Source organism: Pseudomonas sp. D3 (assembly GCF_029320995.1).
Classification (GTDB): Bacteria; Pseudomonadota; Gammaproteobacteria; order Pseudomonadales; family Pseudomonadaceae; genus Aquipseudomonas; species Aquipseudomonas paraveronii.
The window spans coordinates 3,272,316-3,289,521 of sequence record NZ_CP119772.1 but is presented as its reverse complement, the minus strand read 5'-3'; the positions used below and the strand labels follow the sequence as shown (position 1 = coordinate 3,289,521).

At 59.0% G+C, this 17,206-nt stretch carries 13 protein-coding genes and 1 tRNA gene; 8 read left to right on the top strand and 6 right to left on the bottom strand.

All coding sequences use genetic code 11. The annotated features are described in order from the left end of the window. Window positions 1-74 precede the first annotated feature (74 nt). The 6 genes from P3S72_RS14970 (at window position 75) to P3S72_RS14945 (ending at window position 9,111) form a co-directional block, all read left to right on the top strand. Complete coding sequence (locus P3S72_RS14970) at window positions 75-2,159, top strand: hydantoinase/oxoprolinase family protein (protein ID WP_276192851.1); 2,085 nt, start codon at window positions 75-77, stop codon at window positions 2,157-2,159. A gap of 12 nt (window positions 2,160-2,171) precedes the next feature. After that, entirely contained in the window at window positions 2,172-3,830 is a 1,659-nt protein-coding gene (locus P3S72_RS14965) for a hydantoinase B/oxoprolinase family protein (protein WP_276192850.1), read from the top strand. Between the two features lie 73 nt (window positions 3,831-3,903). Next, the gene (locus P3S72_RS14960) at window positions 3,904-4,794 is read left to right on the top strand and encodes a hypothetical protein (protein ID WP_276192849.1); all 891 of its coding nucleotides are present in this window, start codon (window positions 3,904-3,906) and stop codon (window positions 4,792-4,794) included. 32 nt (window positions 4,795-4,826) lie between these two features. Then, window positions 4,827-5,648, top strand: coding sequence for an aspartate/glutamate racemase family protein (locus tag P3S72_RS14955; protein ID WP_276192848.1), 822 nt, complete (start codon window positions 4,827-4,829; stop codon window positions 5,646-5,648). A 20-nt stretch (window positions 5,649-5,668) separates the two neighbouring features. Then, window positions 5,669-7,027, top strand: a complete 1,359-nt coding sequence (locus P3S72_RS14950) for an MFS transporter (RefSeq protein ID WP_276192847.1) — start codon at window positions 5,669-5,671, stop codon at window positions 7,025-7,027. Window positions 7,028-7,176: 149 nt separating this feature from the next. Further along, complete coding sequence (locus P3S72_RS14945; RefSeq protein ID WP_276192846.1) at window positions 7,177-9,111, top strand: avidin/streptavidin family protein; 1,935 nt, start codon at window positions 7,177-7,179, stop codon at window positions 9,109-9,111. Here P3S72_RS14945 and P3S72_RS14940 read toward each other — a convergent pair. Together P3S72_RS14940 and P3S72_RS14935 are read right to left on the bottom strand one after the other, a co-directional pair. Continuing rightward, window positions 9,104-10,087 (bottom strand): GlxA family transcriptional regulator, encoded by a 984-nt coding sequence (locus P3S72_RS14940; protein ID WP_276197939.1) that lies wholly within the window; start codon window positions 10,085-10,087, stop codon window positions 9,104-9,106. The two genes, P3S72_RS14945 and P3S72_RS14940, sit on opposite strands and share 8 nt — an antisense overlap. A gap of 1,038 nt (window positions 10,088-11,125) precedes the next feature. Further along, window positions 11,126-11,548 (bottom strand): RDD family protein, encoded by a 423-nt coding sequence (locus P3S72_RS14935; RefSeq protein ID WP_276192845.1) that lies wholly within the window; start codon window positions 11,546-11,548, stop codon window positions 11,126-11,128. A 245-nt stretch (window positions 11,549-11,793) separates the two neighbouring features. On the opposite strand from P3S72_RS14935, the gene P3S72_RS14930 reads away from it, so the two are divergent. Further along, entirely contained in the window at window positions 11,794-12,054 is a 261-nt protein-coding gene (locus P3S72_RS14930) for a hypothetical protein (RefSeq protein WP_276192844.1), read from the top strand. 128 nt (window positions 12,055-12,182) lie between these two features. On the opposite strand, the gene P3S72_RS14925 is transcribed toward P3S72_RS14930, so the two are convergent. Continuing rightward, complete coding sequence (locus tag P3S72_RS14925; RefSeq protein ID WP_250690870.1) at window positions 12,183-13,160, bottom strand: IS5 family transposase; 978 nt, start codon at window positions 13,158-13,160, stop codon at window positions 12,183-12,185. A 21-nt stretch (window positions 13,161-13,181) separates the two neighbouring features. On the opposite strand from P3S72_RS14925, the gene P3S72_RS14920 reads away from it, so the two are divergent. Continuing rightward, a complete protein-coding gene (locus P3S72_RS14920) occupies window positions 13,182-13,688 on the top strand; it encodes a hypothetical protein (protein ID WP_276192843.1) in 507 nt (168 codons plus the stop codon). An 89-nt stretch (window positions 13,689-13,777) separates the two neighbouring features. On the opposite strand, the gene P3S72_RS14915 is transcribed toward P3S72_RS14920, so the two are convergent. From P3S72_RS14915 to P3S72_RS14905, 3 genes are all read right to left on the bottom strand, one after another. Further along, on the bottom strand, window positions 13,778-14,107 hold the full coding sequence (locus P3S72_RS14915; protein WP_276192842.1) for a hypothetical protein: 330 nt from the start codon (window positions 14,105-14,107) through the stop codon (window positions 13,778-13,780). Between the two features lie 294 nt (window positions 14,108-14,401). Then, window positions 14,402-14,475, bottom strand: a tRNA-Cys gene (locus tag P3S72_RS14910). Between the two features lie 214 nt (window positions 14,476-14,689). After that, window positions 14,690-16,978 carry an acylase gene (locus P3S72_RS14905; RefSeq protein ID WP_276192841.1) on the bottom strand — a complete coding sequence of 763 codons (2,289 nt, stop codon included), beginning with the start codon at window positions 16,976-16,978 and terminating at the stop codon, window positions 14,690-14,692. Window positions 16,979-17,206: the final 228 nt, after the last annotated feature.

Genomic DNA, 17,206 nt, shown 5'->3' with positions numbered 1-17,206 from the left:
CCTAGCATCCCGTCAACACCAGTGAGACCCCTTCTCCTGGCGCCCATAACAATAAACACAACAGGAGATGCCCTGTGGGTACGGACGGCAAAACAGTGCGCGTGGCCACCGACGTCGGCGGGACCTTTACCGACTTGGTGTATTTCGAAAGCGATCCGGTCACCGGCGAACAGACCATTCGTACCGCCAAGGTCGACACCACCCCGCCGAACTTCGCCCAGGGCGTACTCAACGTCATCGGCAAGGCCGACGTGGACCTGAACACCGTGGACTTTCTGGCCCACGGCACCACGGTGGTGATCAATGCCCTGACCGAACGTCGCGGCGTCAAGACGGCCTTGATTACCACCCAGGGCTTTCGCGATGTGCTGGAGATTGCACGCGCCAACCGGCCGGACTACTTCAATCTCAAATGGGTAAAACCGGCCCCCTTCGTGCCCCGCTACCTGCGCCGCGAAGTCGCGGGCCGCTTGCACACCGATGGTCAGGAACGTCAGCCGCTTGACCTCTCGCAACTGCCACAAATCCTCGATGCCTTTCGTGCCGACAATGTGCAAGCCATTGCTATCTGCCTGTTGCACGCCTACGCCAACCCGGCCCATGAGCAGGCGGTACTGAACGAAGTGCGCAGGCTCTGGCCACAGGTATCGGTGGTGGCCTCCCATCAGATCACCCGTGAATGGCGCGAATACGAACGCTCCAGTACCACCGTGCTTTCAGCCTACGTGCAACCCATTGCTGCGCGTTACCTGGATGACCTGGCCGCTGGCCTGCGTGACAGCGGCTATAAGGCGCCCTTGTACATCATGCAATCCAACTGCGGCGTCGACAGTGTAGAGCACGCCCGCCAGACACCGATCACCATGGTCGAGTCAGGCCCGGCCAGCGGTTTTTGGGCCGCTGCGCAACTGGGACACCTGATCGACGAGCCGAACATATTGGGCCTCGACATCGGCGGCACCACGGCCAAATGTGCATTGATCCGTAACGGCCAGGTGTCGATCAAGACCGATTACTGGATTGAGCGCAACAGGATCAATGCCGGCTATCCGATCATGGTGCCCGTGGTCGACCTGGTGGAAATCGGCAACGGCGGCGGTTCCATCGCCTGGGTCGACGACTTCGACAAACTGCACGTGGGGCCACAGTCCGCCGGCGCGGTGCCAGGCCCCGCCGCCTATGGCAACGGCGGTACGCACATCACCACGACCGACGCCAACCTGATGCTTGGGCGTATCAACCCGGACTACTTTTGTGGCGGCCACGTGAAGGCTGACCTGCCCGCCGTTATGCATGGTTTGAACGCACTGGGTCAACGCCTGAGATTACCGGCGGATGAGATCGCCCGCGGCATCGTGCGCTTGGCTAACGACAACATGGTCAACGCCTTGAAACTGGTGTCCTTGAGCCGTGGCCACGACCCACGCGAACTGACCCTAATGGCCTTCGGTGGCGGCGGCGCGATGCACGCCGTCGCGCTCGCTCAGGAACTGGGCGTGAACAAGGTCATCATCCCGCGCAGTGCCTCGGTGTTCTCGGCCTGGGGCATGACGCTCTCGGACTTGCGCCGCGACCTGTTTATCAACCGCTTTGTGGATACAGCCCAGGCCGGCAACCTTGAGCAGGCGCAGCAGTTCCTCGACGAATTGAGCGGTACGGCTCGCGAGCAATTCGTCGCCGAAGCGATCCCCCCACAACACGTCGAGCTCCAGGTGCATTGCAAGCTGCGTTACCAGAACCAGGAACATGCAGTCGAGGTGCCTCTCAACCCGCACGAATGTCTCGACGCGGACTGGGCACTGATCGAGCAGCGCTTTCATGGTCTCTACGAACAGCACCACACCTATCGCCTGCAGGCCCCGCTGGAAATTATCGGTTTTCACCTGGTCGCCACGGCACAGATCGGCAAGTTGACGCCCCAAGCGCTACCGATCACCGGGCGCCACGTCAGCGCCGCCTGTAAAGGCCAGCGCCGTGTGGATTACGCCCAAGAGGGCTGCCACAACGCGAGCCTCTACGACTACGACTTGCTCGAACCGCTGATGACATTTTTCGGCCCGGCAATCGTTGAAGACGCCGGCACCACAGTGGTCGTTCACCCCGGCAACCGCGTACACGTCGACCGCCTTGGCAACCTGCACATCATGATCAACGGCTGAAGGAGCGCTGCAATGAGTACGCTTGATATCTTTACACGCGACATCATCCAGAACTCGCTCCAGGCGATTGCCGACGAAATGTTCACCGCCATGCGCAAAGCCGCGATGAGCCCGGTGATTTACGAAGTGCTGGACATGGGCACCGGGATTACCGACGCGCACGGCGAAATCGCGAGTTCCGGCGCAGGCATTCCGGCGTTTGTCGGCGTGCTGGACAAGGCCGTGAAGAAGATTCTGCTGCACCATCCGTTGCCGCAGGACATCGAGGACGGTGACGTTTTCATCAGCAATGACCCCCACGACGGCGCAGTGACTCACCTCAACGATGTGGTGCTGGCCATGCCGGTCTTTGCCGAGGGCCAGTTGGTCGCCTGGACCGCGAACATCGCGCACTGGAGCGATGTCGGCGGGCGCGTGCCGGGGTCGTTGTCAACGGAGGCGACGGACATCTTCCAGGAAGGTCTGCGCCTGGCGTCGGTCAAGCTGATCAGCCGCGGCCAGCCGATCCGCTCGGTGTTGCAGATCCTGCGCGCCAATACCCGGATGCCGGATTTCATGGAGGGCGACCTGTGGGCCGGGGTGGCTGCAGTGCGCGGTGGGGCAATGCGCCTGCGCGAGCTGACGAGCAAGTACGGTAGCGCGCTGTTTTTGCTGGCGATGAAAGACTTCATGGACCTGGGCGAGAAGGTCTCCCTTAAAGCCCTTGGCGCACTGCCTGCGGGGCAGTTCAATCTGGAAGAACCGCAGGATGACGGTAGCCTGTTCAAGGTCCGGATCGACATCCGCGCCACCGAAATGGTCATCGATTTGCGCGACAACCCCGACCAATGCCAAGGGCCGACCAACCTTAGCCGCGACGGCGCCGTCGTTGCGGCACAGATGGCCTTCAAGGCATTGACCGCCCCCCAAGGCATTACCAATGGCGGCACGTTTCGCCCTCTCAGGGTCTTGACCCGCCCCGGCTCGCTGTTCGACGCGCTGCCACCCGCCGCGGAAGGCTTCTATTTCGAGAACCTGATCCGGGTTCACGACCTGATCCTGTGCTGCCTGGCCCAGCGCTTTCCGGAGCGGTTGCCCGCCGGCAATTTCGCCTCGGTGTGCGCCACGATCATTGGCGGCGTGCACCCGGACACGGGGCGCCTGTTCACCCTGGTTGAACCGGAAATCGGCGGTTGGGGCGCCGAACCCGGGCGCGACGGCAACAACGCCGTCTACTCCGGGCTGCATGGCGAAACCTACAACTGCCCCGTCGAAGTCTGCGAGGCGCGCTATGGCTTGTATGTCGAGCGCATGGCCTTGAACGATGAACCCGGCGGGCATGGGCAATTTAGAGGCGGCCGAGGCGTGTGTATCGATTACCGGGTTCGCGCCGATGGCAGCTTCATGACCTGCGGCTACACCCGCTCGGTCGTTCCGCCCTGGGGCCTGGAACAGGGGGCGGAAGGCACGCCCAATTACGTCGAAGTCATCCGCAAGGACGGTCAACGCGAGCGCCACGCGATGGCCAGCGGCATCGCGTTGAGCGCGGGTGACTTGGTCAGGGTGCGTACCGGCGCGGGCGGAGGGTATGGCCCCGCCAGCCAACGAGATCCGGACGCGGTGCGCGACGATCTGAAGAACAGCTACCTCGATGCGGCGACCGCTCAGTCGGTATACGGCCTGGTGACGTGACTTCGGGGCGCCCCCCCGCCCCCGCCTGCGGCTCGGCCTTCAAGAACAACAACAACAAAAAGAGAGCACCCACATGAAACTGCAACACTCATCGCGCTTATGGGTAGGGCCCGCACTTGCCTTGGTTTTGGGGATCACGCCCCCGGCACACGGCGAACAGTTCATTGGCTTCGCCCAACCGGGCGTACCCGGACAGTGGGCCCTGGAATCGTTTCCCGTGTTCAGCCGCACGACAAAAGGCAGCGTGCGTGCGGGCAGCAATACCGTCCTGGCGTACTTTTCGGAAACAGGCTTTACCGGGACGCAGCGCGACCAATTGCAGTTTTGGGTCGGCGCCGATACGGGCTACAACAATGACAACAGCGCTCGCAACAACGGGGCGTGGGGCGTGGCGTCGCCGAACCTCGGCCTGGCCTATTACTACAACGTGGTGGAGCCCAAGAGTGCCTATGGCTCCGATGACTTCACCACCTTCTGGGTCAACCCGACGCTCTCCCTGGAGTTTCCCAACGGCAACGATGAAGGCACCGGTTACGGCGCGTTTGCCAACCGCTATGGCGCGAGCTTCAGCGTCGCCAACTACCTGCGCGTGGGTCGTTTTGCCGCCACCTTTACGCCGGCCGGCATCCACTACGCCGCGCGCAATCGTCACGCGAGCGATCTCGGCAACGGCGACCCGACACGCCTGCGTGGCGGCGTCAGCTTCTGGCTCGCCGACATCGCCGCGGGGTACCTGGTCACCGACGATGTGTGGCTGGGCGTCCATCACGCCTACCACATCAACAATCGCTCAGCGTCCGACTTCAAGGAATCGCGCGAAGGCAAAATCGGCCCGGCGATGACCTACACCGGTTTCAGCAAACAGGGGCTCTACCTGTCGGCCAACCTGAACGTTGACTACTACCACAGCGACAACCTGCCCTATTCCAATAGTTTGACCATGGCCCTGGTGAAGTTCTTCTAGTGCCATTCAACCCACCTATCGAGGAATACCGTGTGGACAGTTCAACCTTCAACATCGCCCCGCAAGACATTGCAGTGACCGTGCGCTGGCTCAACCCGATCGGCTGCCCAACCTTTGACGCGCCCATCGCTGAGCTGTTGCACCGCATCAAGCAGCCTTCCACTCAGGTGGAGGTGGTGTCGTTCGACATGACGCCCAGCCCGACGCACCTGGAATACCGCGCCTACGAGGCCCTTACGTATGAACGCAGCGTACACATCGCCCGCGATTGCGCCCGGGCAGGCGTGGACGCGTTAGTGCTGGGTTGCTTTTACGATCCGGCACTGGAAGACGCGCGGGAAATATCCGGTGAAACCCTGGTTATCGCGCCCTGCCAGGCGAGCCTGCAGGTCGTGGAACACCTGGCCAATCGCTTTTCGATCATTGTCGGGCGCACTAAATGGATCGAGCAGATGCGCGCGCGAGTACTGGGCTATGGCGCCGGTGCACGGCTGGCTTCGCTACGCCCGTTGGGCATGGGCGTCGACGAGTTCCAGCGCGATCACGCGGTGACCCGTCGCAAGATCATCGAGCAAGCCCACCGCGCAGTCGAAGAAGACGGCGCTGAAGCCATCATCCTCGGCTGCACCATCGAATTCGGTTTTTTCGAGGAGGTGCAACGCGAAGTCGGCGTGCCGGTGATAGATCCGGTGGTCGCGGCATTCAAGGTGGCCGAAGCGATGGCGGGTATGAAGCGCCGGTTTGGCTGGCGTCCGAGTCGAGTCGGTAGCTGCGAGCCGCCACCGGAAGCTGAAATCGAACGCTTCGGTTTGTTCCGCGAACCCGCGCCAATTGGCAACCGCGTCAAAGCCTGACTTGCAAAAGGATCGCCACCATGACTGATATTTCCTCCACGCGACACACCGATCACCCGGAACCTGCGCCGGATTCGCACACCTGCAACGTGGGCGACGTCTTCCGAGAATTTCCCCTGACCCGTACTCACCTACAGTGTTGCCTGGTGCTGTTCTTTGTCTTTGCGATTGAAGCCTGGGAGATGATGATCATTGTCTACACCGCGCCGCTGATTGCCGCCGAGTTTGGCCTGGACGCCCTTGGCGTGGGCCACCTGATCGGCGCGATGTTCATCGGCATGCTGCTGGGTGCGCTGGCCTGGGGCAAAGTTGCAGAACGCATTGGCCGTAAACGCGCAATCATCTGGAGCCTGGGGGCTTATGGCGTCATCTCCCTGGCCAGTGCGTTTGCACCCGATTACTCGACCCTGTATGCCCTGCGATTGCTGTCCGGGGTCGCCGCCGTGGGCATGATGGTGGTGACCTTCGCGCATTACCAGGAACTGTTGCCGGTGCGCCAGCGCGGCTCGCTGACGGTTTATCTCGCTTCCGGTTGGCCCATTGGAATGCTGCTGGCGTTGGGCGCCACGGTGTGGTTACTGCCGCAAGGCTGGCGCGCGATCATCGTCTTGAGTTCGCTCGGTGGGTTGTGGGCGATCGCCGTGGCACGCTGGGTACCGGAGTCGCCTTATTGGCTAGCCTCTACCGGCAGGCAACAGGAGGCCAGAGCGGCGATTGCCGTATTGAGCCAAGGGGCGGTGCGCATACCCGAGCACTGCGAACTGCAGGTTGATCGCAGTGCTTCGGGTCGCCAGCGTGACCTCTTCAGCCGCGCTCTGCTGAAGGTCAGCCTGCTGCAAATCACGGTCAACTTTACCTTCTCTTGGGGTTACTGGGGTTTGCAAACCTGGCTACCCACCTTGCTGCAGCAGCGCGGCCTGAGCTTGCCGCAGAGCTACGGTTTTATCGCGCTGTCGGCGTTGTGCATGATCCCGGGCTATATGGCCGCGTCGTATCTGACGGGGCGCTTTGGGCGCAAAAAAGTCATCGTGACGTTTATCAGCGCATCGGTGCTGGCGGGGTATGGTTTTGCCAATGCCCACAGCCTGGAAATGCTCTACCTGAGCAATTTCGCGTTGGCGTTCTTTAGCCTCGGCGCATGGGGGGTGTGGGGGGCATGGATCGGTGAGCTGTATCCCACCTCGTTACGGACTGTGGGTTACGGCTGGGCGATTTTCGCCCAGCGTGTGGCGAACGTACTGGCACCATCGCTGATCGGCGCGCTGATCGCCTACGGCACTTCGTTCAACCAGACGACCAGCATCATCAATGCTTTTCTTTTGGTCACGGTCATTCTTGCCGCGTTCATGCCGGAAACCGAAGGCGAGGCGTTGCGCTGAAACCGCCTGAGTTCAGCGTCGAATCCGACAACGTGAAGGGTTCGCCGCTGGCAGTGGTCGCCAAGGCGATCAGGCTGAATATTGCCAGGCGCATTCACGCGCCCGACACGGGTCGGGCGCCTATCAATCCGAATGGAAACGGAGTTCCCATGAGCAATAAACACTTGGAAAACCGCCTGGTTTTCCCCATGCAGCGCGGGCCTTATCAGAACAACGGTGCTTCGCCTTGGTATTGCACGCTTAAACTCGGCACCCCTGGCCAACCGCTCAAGTTCGCAATCGATTCAGGCACCAACATGAACTGGATCACCTCGGCATTTTGTCCGGCCAACCAGTGCGTGCATTCTGCCGGTGGCCGCTTTGACGCCCAGTCTTCCAGCACCTTTGCCTTTACCGATTGCCTGCAGCGGCCTTACAGCTTTGGCCCCTGGGGCACCCTGCAGGTGGAGTCCGCCTCGGACGTTTTGACAATGCCTTGCGGTACGCCACTGGAGACGCAACTGCTGCTAGCCACCGCCTACGACGGCGAACAATTCAAGCAACTCGATTGGGACGGCGGCCTGGGTTTACCTTGCAGCAGCGCTTACGTCGAGGGGCGCAGCTCCTTTTTACTCCAGGCATTAATGCGTGACGGCCAACTGTCTCCCGCCCATCCCTTCGTCGCATTTGATTGGGATAACCAAGCCCGCAACGGCACTTGCCAAATGGGCGGTGTGGCCCCCACGAAAACCCAGGGCCCGCACCTATTTTTGGCATGGTCGGTGTACAGCACCTTAGCCGGTGTGGAATACATCTGGTCGGCCGACCTGAAGTCCTACTCGGTCGGCTCGGAGCTCATGGCCAGTAACCTCAAGTTTGCGCTCGACTCAGGCTCTTCGCAGTTCAAAGGGGATGACGGTTTGATGCGCCGGACCCTGGCGCGTATTGCGCAGGGAGGAGAACCCGACATCGTGCTGGGGTTTGCCGACGGTGAGATCACCTTGGGCGCCAACCTCTATAACTGCCTGATCGAAGAAGGCCCACAAAAAGGCGAGCGTTTGCCTCAATTCGCACCATTGGGCCTGGCCGACCTGGTGCTGGTGGGGTCACTGGTGATGGAGCACTGCTACACGGTGTACGAGTATCAAGTCGTGAAATGCAGTCATCAGGTCTATTCGTTAGCCCCCGTAGGCATGTGGCTGTTCAATCGTGCTGAGGGTCCGCAGATCATCACGCGATCGTCATCGACATATTTCACACCTGGAGCGCGTTCAATCCCCAATGGAAAACTCGCCCTCCCGGGCCCTTCGATTGAAACCGTATCGATCGCCGGCACCTGGAAGAACGACTACGGCTCAGTCATGAATCTGGCGGTGTCGGGACAGCACATTTATGGCACCTATCACTCTTCGACAGGCTCAACGGGCAAGTATTCGGTGAGCGGCATTTCCTTGGGCGCAGGCCCTAACCGTGAAAAAAACCAACCCATCGCGTTGGCCATTAACTGGCGCGATCTTGGCGCCGAGCCCTGTGACCCCAGCTGGAACTGGACTTCCGGATTGAGCGGGCAGTTGAGTGTGACGACTACAGGCGAAGTGCTGACGTTGTCCCACCTGCTGGTCGCAAGCAGCGAGTTCCCTGAACTTGCCGCCCCGGGAACCTATGTCGACAAGCTGGTCTATCGGCGGGTAGAGAAACAACTATGCCTTGAGCCGCCTTCGCCATCGACGCTGTTACCCGTTGAAAATGCGCTGGCAGGCAGTTGGGTCGCGGGCGATGGAACGTCTTTGGTATTGAGCGTGCAAGGCGACAGCACGCAGCGCATGGGCATCGTTCGCGGGCGGCTGACGTGTCCGAGCAGCGGTGCTGATTCAGAGGTTCGCGGCTTTACCGACATCAATGCAGTCGCCAGCAAACTCCCGCGCCAATCCGTGAGCCTCACCGCCGCCGAGGCTGCGGACGCGAAGGTGCGTACCTTATGCGGCACCCTGCAATTGGCGGAAGACGTGCTTGATCTGCTGGTACTGGCCAGCGCTTCAGTTGCGCCTGCAAATGCCTACCTGGCGACACAGATCTCATCGATACGCTTCACTCGCGCTACTTGACCAACCTCTTTTCCTTCGACGGCCTGTAGCCAAAATAAGCGCTATAACACTTACTGAAATGACTCGGCGAAACAAACCCGCACGCCACCAGCACCTCCACCTGCGACAACTCGGTGTGTTGCAACAACCGGCGAGCCTCCGTCACCCGCAGTTCCATGTAATAGCGCTGCGGCGTGGTGCCCAATTGCTCCTTGAACAACCGTTCGAGCTGACGGCGGGAGCGGCCGGCGTAGGCGGCGAGCTGGTCGAGTTCCAGCGGTTCTTCGAGGTTGGCGTCCATCAGTTTCACCACCTCGCGTAACGGCGCGCTGACGCTGACGTTTTCCGTCGGTTTGATCCGCCGGTAGCGGGACTCCTCGAAGGCCAGGATATCCTCAATGCCTTCGACCAACGCCTTGTCGTGCAGGCCCTTGATCCAATCCAGCGCCATGTGGAACGCCCCGGACGGGCTGGATGCGGTCAGGCGGTCGCGGTCGATGACATACGGCTCGCTGGTGACGTGGGCAGCCTTGGAGACTTCCGCCAGCGCCGGACGATGTTCGGGGTGGATGGCGCAGCGGTAGTCCTGCAACAGGCCGGCGCGACCTAAAAACCAGGCGCCGTTCCACAAGCCGGCAAGGCTGACGCCCTGCTCGGCAGCACAGCGCAGCAGGTGGATGAAGTCGTCGCTGGCCTTCAGCTCGGTGCGAAAGCCGCCGCAGATCACCAGCAATTCCAGCGTTTGCAATGCCGCCACGTCGAGGCGTGCATCGGGGCGGATCACCAGGCCCAGGTCGCTGATGACTTCGCCGTCACCCCAACCAAAAGTGCGCGATGCGAACAGCTCGGGGCGCAGGAGATTAGCGGTGACCAGGGTGTCGAGGGTCTGGGTGAAGGCCGGCAGGGAGAAGTGCTCGAGCAGCAGGAAGCCGACGCGGGTGGCCGAGGCCGGATGGCCGGAAGGCTCATTGAGGTAGCGCAGGTTCTTGCCTTTCATGCCACCGCTGAATTGACGTCTTTCCATCGAGGGTTGGCCCTCTCTTATTGTTGAGGCTGTGGGCGCCATCTTAGGGCGAAATGCAGCGGCTGTCTCAGGTAGCGCGCCGTACCCTCAATGCCTGGCTCACACGCTGATCTTGATAAACCCGACTCTCTCCAACGCCCCTGACCAAAGCCTTGCGCAGGCATCTGATACGGTTTTTTCTTTGTTATCTGCGCCTGTATCGAAATGTCATCGAGGCGGACAATAGGGCCACTCCCGACACCCTTGTCGAGCGCGACAGGAATGTTCCTGCCGCCCCTTCCCTTCGGAGGCCTTATGACCAAGATGGCAATTTTCCTGTTTGGCTTTTTGGTGCTGACCATCGGTATCGGTCTGCTGGCGACCATCTCGCCCGTCTGACGTCAGCGCAGCCCCTCTCCAACAGCACAAAGGCTGACAGCAGGCGGGTGGACATGAAGATGGAGCGGCATGCAAACGGGGGTACATGTCTGTGACAGATACCTTATCCGTCTGGGCAGATCGACCTAAAATACATCGAGATACATTGAGTCTGCCCTTTCACAAGGCTTTCACAGATGAGCGTCTAATGTTGTTTCAGCTCCTAGAGAAACACCTTTTAGCCCGCACTCCCCATCGCGGGCTTTTCTTTGCCCGTGATTTAAGCCAGGCAAAAAAAAGCAAGCCACGCCTCATCAAGATGAATAGCGTGGCTTGCCCTGATAAGCCGTTACTTAACGCGGACCGGGACCACCTGGGCCGCCTGGGCCGCCGCCCTGACCGTGACCACCACCACCACCACCACCACCACCACCCGGCGGCATGAATATCCAGCAGCCCGACAGGGACGATAACAACGCGACAATCAGTGCCGCCTTAGTTAGATTATTCAACTTCATCACAGGACTCTCTATCCACAAGCTTTAATGCTCGATGGATAAGACCGCTCAAAATGAAGTGCGTCACGCCTATCGTGTAACTTGATGGTATTGATTGTGTTGTAAAGGCTACAAATACCTGGCCACTATAGACTGATTACCTGGAGCGGATCACTACCGTGGATGCGAGCATGTCGCCTAGACGCTTGCGTGAACCAAAGAAAATAAAAATCCAGTCCAGAACACTCAGAAAGGGCGTCGTGATATTGCGCATAAACGATTGCAACAGATTGCAGCTCAGGTAGCTGCGCTCATCGATCACCGACATCCCCAGCAGCTTTTTACCCAAGCTTTGACCGTTGGGCAGAGCGTCGGAAAACAGGTAGTACGTCGCAGCGGCGCCCACAGCCAGAACCCCTGACACGTCAGACGGAAAACCAAAAACCTCAGCCGTGCGCCCTACCGCGAATAACAGAAAGAAGGTCATCAGCGAATCGATGCACTGACCGCCCAAACGCCGCCCGAGACCGGCCAGGTTATTGGGCTTGCGGTATTCGTTTTGGGTATTGTTGCCTTCCATGGGGTGTTACTCCATTCGTTTTCAGGTCAGGTATTGCCAGAGGCAAAAAAGCCGGTGTCGATTTCGGTGATTGTTTTGGCAGGCGCAGTTTAAGACATTGAACGCGCCCTCGCTCTGGAAAATTTATCAACCACGGCGGGTTTCCTCTTCCCAAAACGACGCGAGGCTGAGCATCATTCCCCCCCTGAGTCCGCCCAAACTTTTTAATGCTAAGGCTGCCACGTCCGCCAAAGTCGAGTAATGAAATGCGCAAAGTCAAAATAATGTTCATGATTTGTTTCTGCCTGACAGTGTCCGGCTGCGACAAAGTTCGAGAACTCGTGAAGGCCAACGAACATAAAAACGAAATAAAAACCAACTTCACGCAAAGCCAGGCACTTCAAGACAATGGAAACAGCACGGAGGCCATTGAAAAATTTAAACAAATTGAAGCCGACCCGGCGGCCAGCAATCAACAAAAGGCATCCGCCTTACGCTATATATCCCTTAGGGAAGGTCTGAAGTAAGCAGCCGTTTTTAACGGCCTCGCTGTTTTAGGTTCAAAAAACGCCGACTTGCTCGGAAATCAGGCCTTTCCTCCTCTCAGTTCGCGTTTTTTTGCGAGATAGCACCTTTTCAAGGCTCATTGTCCGCATCACAGGCGCACCTCGCCTGCATTCAACAGCCGTTTTCGCATCATCCACAGGTTCGACAAGGCAAACAGTGTGGTCTGCTGCGCAGTGTTTTTAACCAAGCCTCGGAAGCGGACTTTCGTATAACCAAACTGGCGCTTGATTACCCGGAATGGATGCTCAACCTTGGCTCGTACTTGTGCTTTCGCGTATTCGATTTTGCGGCGCACACGACCGATCAGGCTCTTTTTTGCATGCTTCTTATAGCTGCTTGGGCGCGCGGCAATCGACCAGATCATCTCGCGATCCTGATGCTCGGGACGCTTTTCTACACCGGTGTAACCGGCATCGCCAGAGACGTAAGTTTCCTCGCCATGCAGCAACTGGTCGACCTGGGTCACGTCCGCCACATTCGCCGCCGTGCCCACTACGCTATGCACCAAACCGGATTCCGCATCGACACCGATGTGCGATTTCATCCCAAAAAAGTACTGATTTCCTTTCTTGGTCTGGTGCATTTCAGGGTCGCGTTTACCGTCCTCGTTCTTGGTCGAACTGGGTGCATGAATGATCGTCGCATCGACCACTGTACCTTGGCGCAGCAGCAAACCACGATCACACAAATAGCCGTTGATGACCTGCAAAATACCACCGGCCAGCTCATGCTTTTCCAACAGCCGGCGGAAGTTGAGGATCGTGGTTTCATCCGGAATCCGATCCAAATGCAGCCCGGCAAACTGGCGCAGAATCGTGGTTTCGTAGAGGGACTCTTCCATCGCCGGGTCGCTGTAGCCGAACCAGTTTTGCATCAGATGAACCCGAAGCATGGCCATCAACGGATACGCCGGACGACCGCCTTCGCCCTTCGGATAGTACGGCTCGATCAACGCAATCAGACCTTTCCAGGGCACAACCTGATCCATCTCAATCAGGAAACGCTCGCGGCGGGTCTGCTTACGTTTGCCTGCGTACTCGGCATCAGCGAAAGACATTTGCTTCATCGGGGCTCAACCGTTCAGTTCGTGGGACAGGCGTATTTCACCAGAGTTGGAAGTCTTTTTCAGAGTTTCCTTAGCTACTATGAGTTAGGTGACTACCCGCGCTCGGGAGACTATGCGGCAAAAGCAGCCAGCTATTACCCAGCGGGTTCCTACGACTATCTCGTCAATATGGCAGATGCGGATCTGATGCAAGGCAGAATCCCGACAGCTCGAGAGCGCCTGGAACAGGCGGTCAGAATCAACCCTCATCAGCTCGCGGCAAACAACGTACTGGGTCTCTTATACATGGGTGACAACGGCAAACAGTACGCCGACTTTGACAAAGCCCTAGTATTTAACCAAGCGGCTTTTGATATCGCACCAGGGCGAATAACTCAAATAGTTCTGGTACGAAATTTAATAAAGGTCGGCCAATATTCAACGGCGCAAACAAATCTGAATGAGCTAAAACTGAAACATCCAAATGACAACCGTCTCCGCTCGCTACAAAACGAGTTAGACGCCTCAAGGACTGAGCCAAAAAAGTAGCAGACGCTTACTAAACATTTACACGGCCGATCTTTTAGCCGAAGCCAGGGGCAAAAAGCCCAGCACTATCTGGGCCAGCTTCGAAACAACTACTCTGCGAGAGACTGAGCGCCTGGCGCTGCTTTCTTGAGTGCAAGCTTTGGATCGGGCACCTCCGACCAGCCCTTCTTCAAATACTCGTCAGCCACGATTTTACGTATCAAAAAGCAGTAAATAATGGGCAATCCGGCGATAGGGATCGCCATCCAAGGCGGACCGGCAAAAATACCCAAGCCTATGGCGATACCCCAGATTAGCAAATGCCGCCAAAGGCCGGCGAAGAGCAGATAGATCGCGCCGAGAAAGAATATCGCCAGAACCTGAAATGCATCGACCTCTTCAACTTGGTCACTGTCTGGCTTTTTGAAATAGCGGGCCATTTCACTGTCCTTGTGGGTATTAATGCGACGAATCTAACACTGGAAGCCAGATGCGAAAAGGCCAGCGCTCGATGCGCTGTTTTTATCGGCAGGAAGCATCATAGTGCCACTGTCGGAAACTAGAGGTCGGCCTTAGACGGGTCGGCGAGATCGTTAACCCCACGAAGTAACTGCCCCCGTCTGGTGCTGTTCTGCACTCTGGTTTCGATCAAACAAGCTTGGGGTTGCAGAACACGCCCCAAATCCCAGGCAATAAAAAACCCCGTAGACGTTAATCTACGGGGTTTCTAAGAGTGGAGGCCGAGGTCGGAATCGAACCGGCGTAGGCGGATTTGCAATCCGCTGCATAACCATTTTGCTACTCGGCCTCAAACGATCAATGCCCTGGTTGCTGGCACTCACCGCATACAAACTTGAGTGGGCTATGTAAAGCGCGCCTCTACTCTAACTCATTGAATACATTGAAGTTTTTATTGCTTCATTGCGTTCGATGGGCGCCATTATGTACTCATTTGCATTTGCCTGCAACCCCTTGATTTCAAAAAATATTCTGCCTTGGCATCAAGGGCTTGCGTGCGTGCCCTACTCCTTGATGACCTGCAATTGGTACTGCGGATCGGCCTTGATCTGCGCTTCGGTGAAGGGCAGCGGGCGGAGGTTTTTCTCGGAGAATGCGCGTGTCTGGTCCTTTGCGTATTTCGACGTGGGGTTGCTGGACAGGGAGAATGTCAGCACGCCTTGAGCCCGGGGGCCGTTGTCATCGAAGGTGACGATTTGCAGGTAGCTGCTGCCGCTGACCACTTCACGTTTGCCATCGGCGCGTGGCACGGTTTGCATGGCGTTGTAGATGCCAAGCTGTTGCGGCCCGCCGTGGATCGGGGTTTGGCCGCTGACTTGCAGATCGCCCCAGCGGCTGTCGGCGGTGAGCCTGTGTTTGCTGGCGTCGGCGGTCGAGGCCAGCATGGCTTCGCGCAAGGCCTTGGAGACGGGTGCTCGCTCGATGGCCAGGCCGCGAGGCGTGGTAAGGGGTTGGGCCGGGTCGAAGGTGACACGCCAGGCGTCGGGGGTTTGCTGCAGGTGTTGCATCAGGCAGATGAAATGCACCAGGCCCAGGCCACTGTCGAGGTTGGCGCGCTGGTCCCAGGTTTGCAGGCTGGCGCACAGCGGTTGCAGGGTGGCGGTGTCGGCGCCGAGGTGCTTGGCGCAGAATTCCAGCAGGTCAGGCATCACTTGGCTGGCGAGGTAGACCTGGTTGTCCATTACCATGTTTTGCAGGTCGGCGACGCTGATCCGCCGTTTGTCCAGGGATTGCAGGCGTTGCAGCGCGAAACGCGTGCGGGGGCCGAGGCCGATGTTGTCCTGGCTGATGACTGGGGAGAAACCGGTCAGCGGTGCCTTGGGGTTGACCATCCAGGCCGAATCGTTGGAATGCTGCACGTAGTCGCTACGTTCCAGTTGCGGCAACTGATCAGCCGCGAAGATCCCGGCTTGGGCAGCGCGCGGGTCGACGTCCCAGGCGCAGGCGCTGCGGGAGCCATCCAATATGATCAGTTGCAGGCCGGCCCGTGGGTCACTGCATTGCGCGAGCTTGGCCGCGCTGACGTTGGGCACCACCGACAGGTTCATGAACAGGCTTTGCCCCTGGTCATCTGCGGCCAGGGTGTTGACCCATGGGATGCCTTGCAGAGTGTGTACCGAAGTTTGCAGGTCCTTGACGCTGCCGGCGCGATTCATCGCGTACCACTGTTGCAGCACGCGGTCGTTACCCAGGTTGGCATCGCGCAGGCTGAAGGCGTAGCGGTTGTCCCAATCGAGCTTGCCAGGCCATTGCACCACCGGCCCGAATTGCGAACGGTAGACGATATGCGTCTGCCCTTTGAGGCTGCCATCCGCTTGTTTGACCTGCACGGTAAGCGTGGTTTTATCCAGCGCGATGGATTTGCCGTCCAGCAGGTAGCGCGTGGCATCCTTGGGATCAAGGGTCAGGCGATACACGCTGAAATGCTTGGACGTGTCGACGGTATGGGTCCAGGCCACATGCTGGTTAAAGCCGATATTCACCACCGGCAAGCCCGGCAGTGCGGCGCCCATTACATCCAGTTGGCCAGGGATGGTCAGGTGCATCTCATAAAAGCGCATGCCGCCGATCCAGGGGAAATGCGGATTGGCCAGCAGCATGCCACGCCCATTGAATGAACGATTCCGGCCCACTGCGACGGCGTTGCTGCCCCGGTCCAGGGTAAAGCGCTGTTGATGGGCGGCGGCCAGTTCAAAGGCTTTGGCGTCGCGCGGTACAGAGGCGGTGACGTTGGGCGGCGTTGCGCCGACAAGGGCTTCGGCGAATTGGCCGATGCCACCTTCCACCAGCAGCCTGCGCGTCAGCTTGACCACATCCTGTGGCGTGATCGGCCGCACCCACGCCGCCTGGCACTGCGCCGGAGCGCCCTGCTCTTTCAGATAACGGTTGTAGCCGGCGACGTACCCTTCGATACGCTGCCGGATCGGTGGGCTCTGCGCCGCCCAGAATGTGGCCACCGCATCTGGCGTATTCAGCCAGGTGAAGAACACATCGCTGGCAAGGTTGTTGCGCGCCTCCAGGGTCGATTGTTCAGGGCCAAAGAACCGGGCGCGCTCGCCACTCACCGTGACCACCTCGTTGGCCAGCAGGCACAGGTTGTCCTGGGCATAGGCGTAACCGATGCCGAAACCCAGGCCGCGCTCATCGCTGGCGCGGATATGGGGCACTCCGAAACTGGTCCGCCGGATGTCCGCCGCCGCCTGAACCACCGCCTCCCGCGCCGATGCGGCCAGGCTCACTCCCAACAACAGCCCCGCCACACACGCCCTGGACAACCCGTTGCATATAATCACGCAGACTCCACCGTCAGATTAAACCGCCTCACACAGGGCAATGACCCCAACCGTAAGAACGCAAAAACCCGCGAATAATTTAAGTGCGAAAGAGGCCGCATCATTTTTCTACGCCGCGATGGTGGCTAGCCTGACACCAGCACACTCCCAGCGCTGATTGCCACCGTTACACATTCTGACAACCTGCAGAGCCCGCAAGCGGAACACAAACACCTGTTTTCAACACCC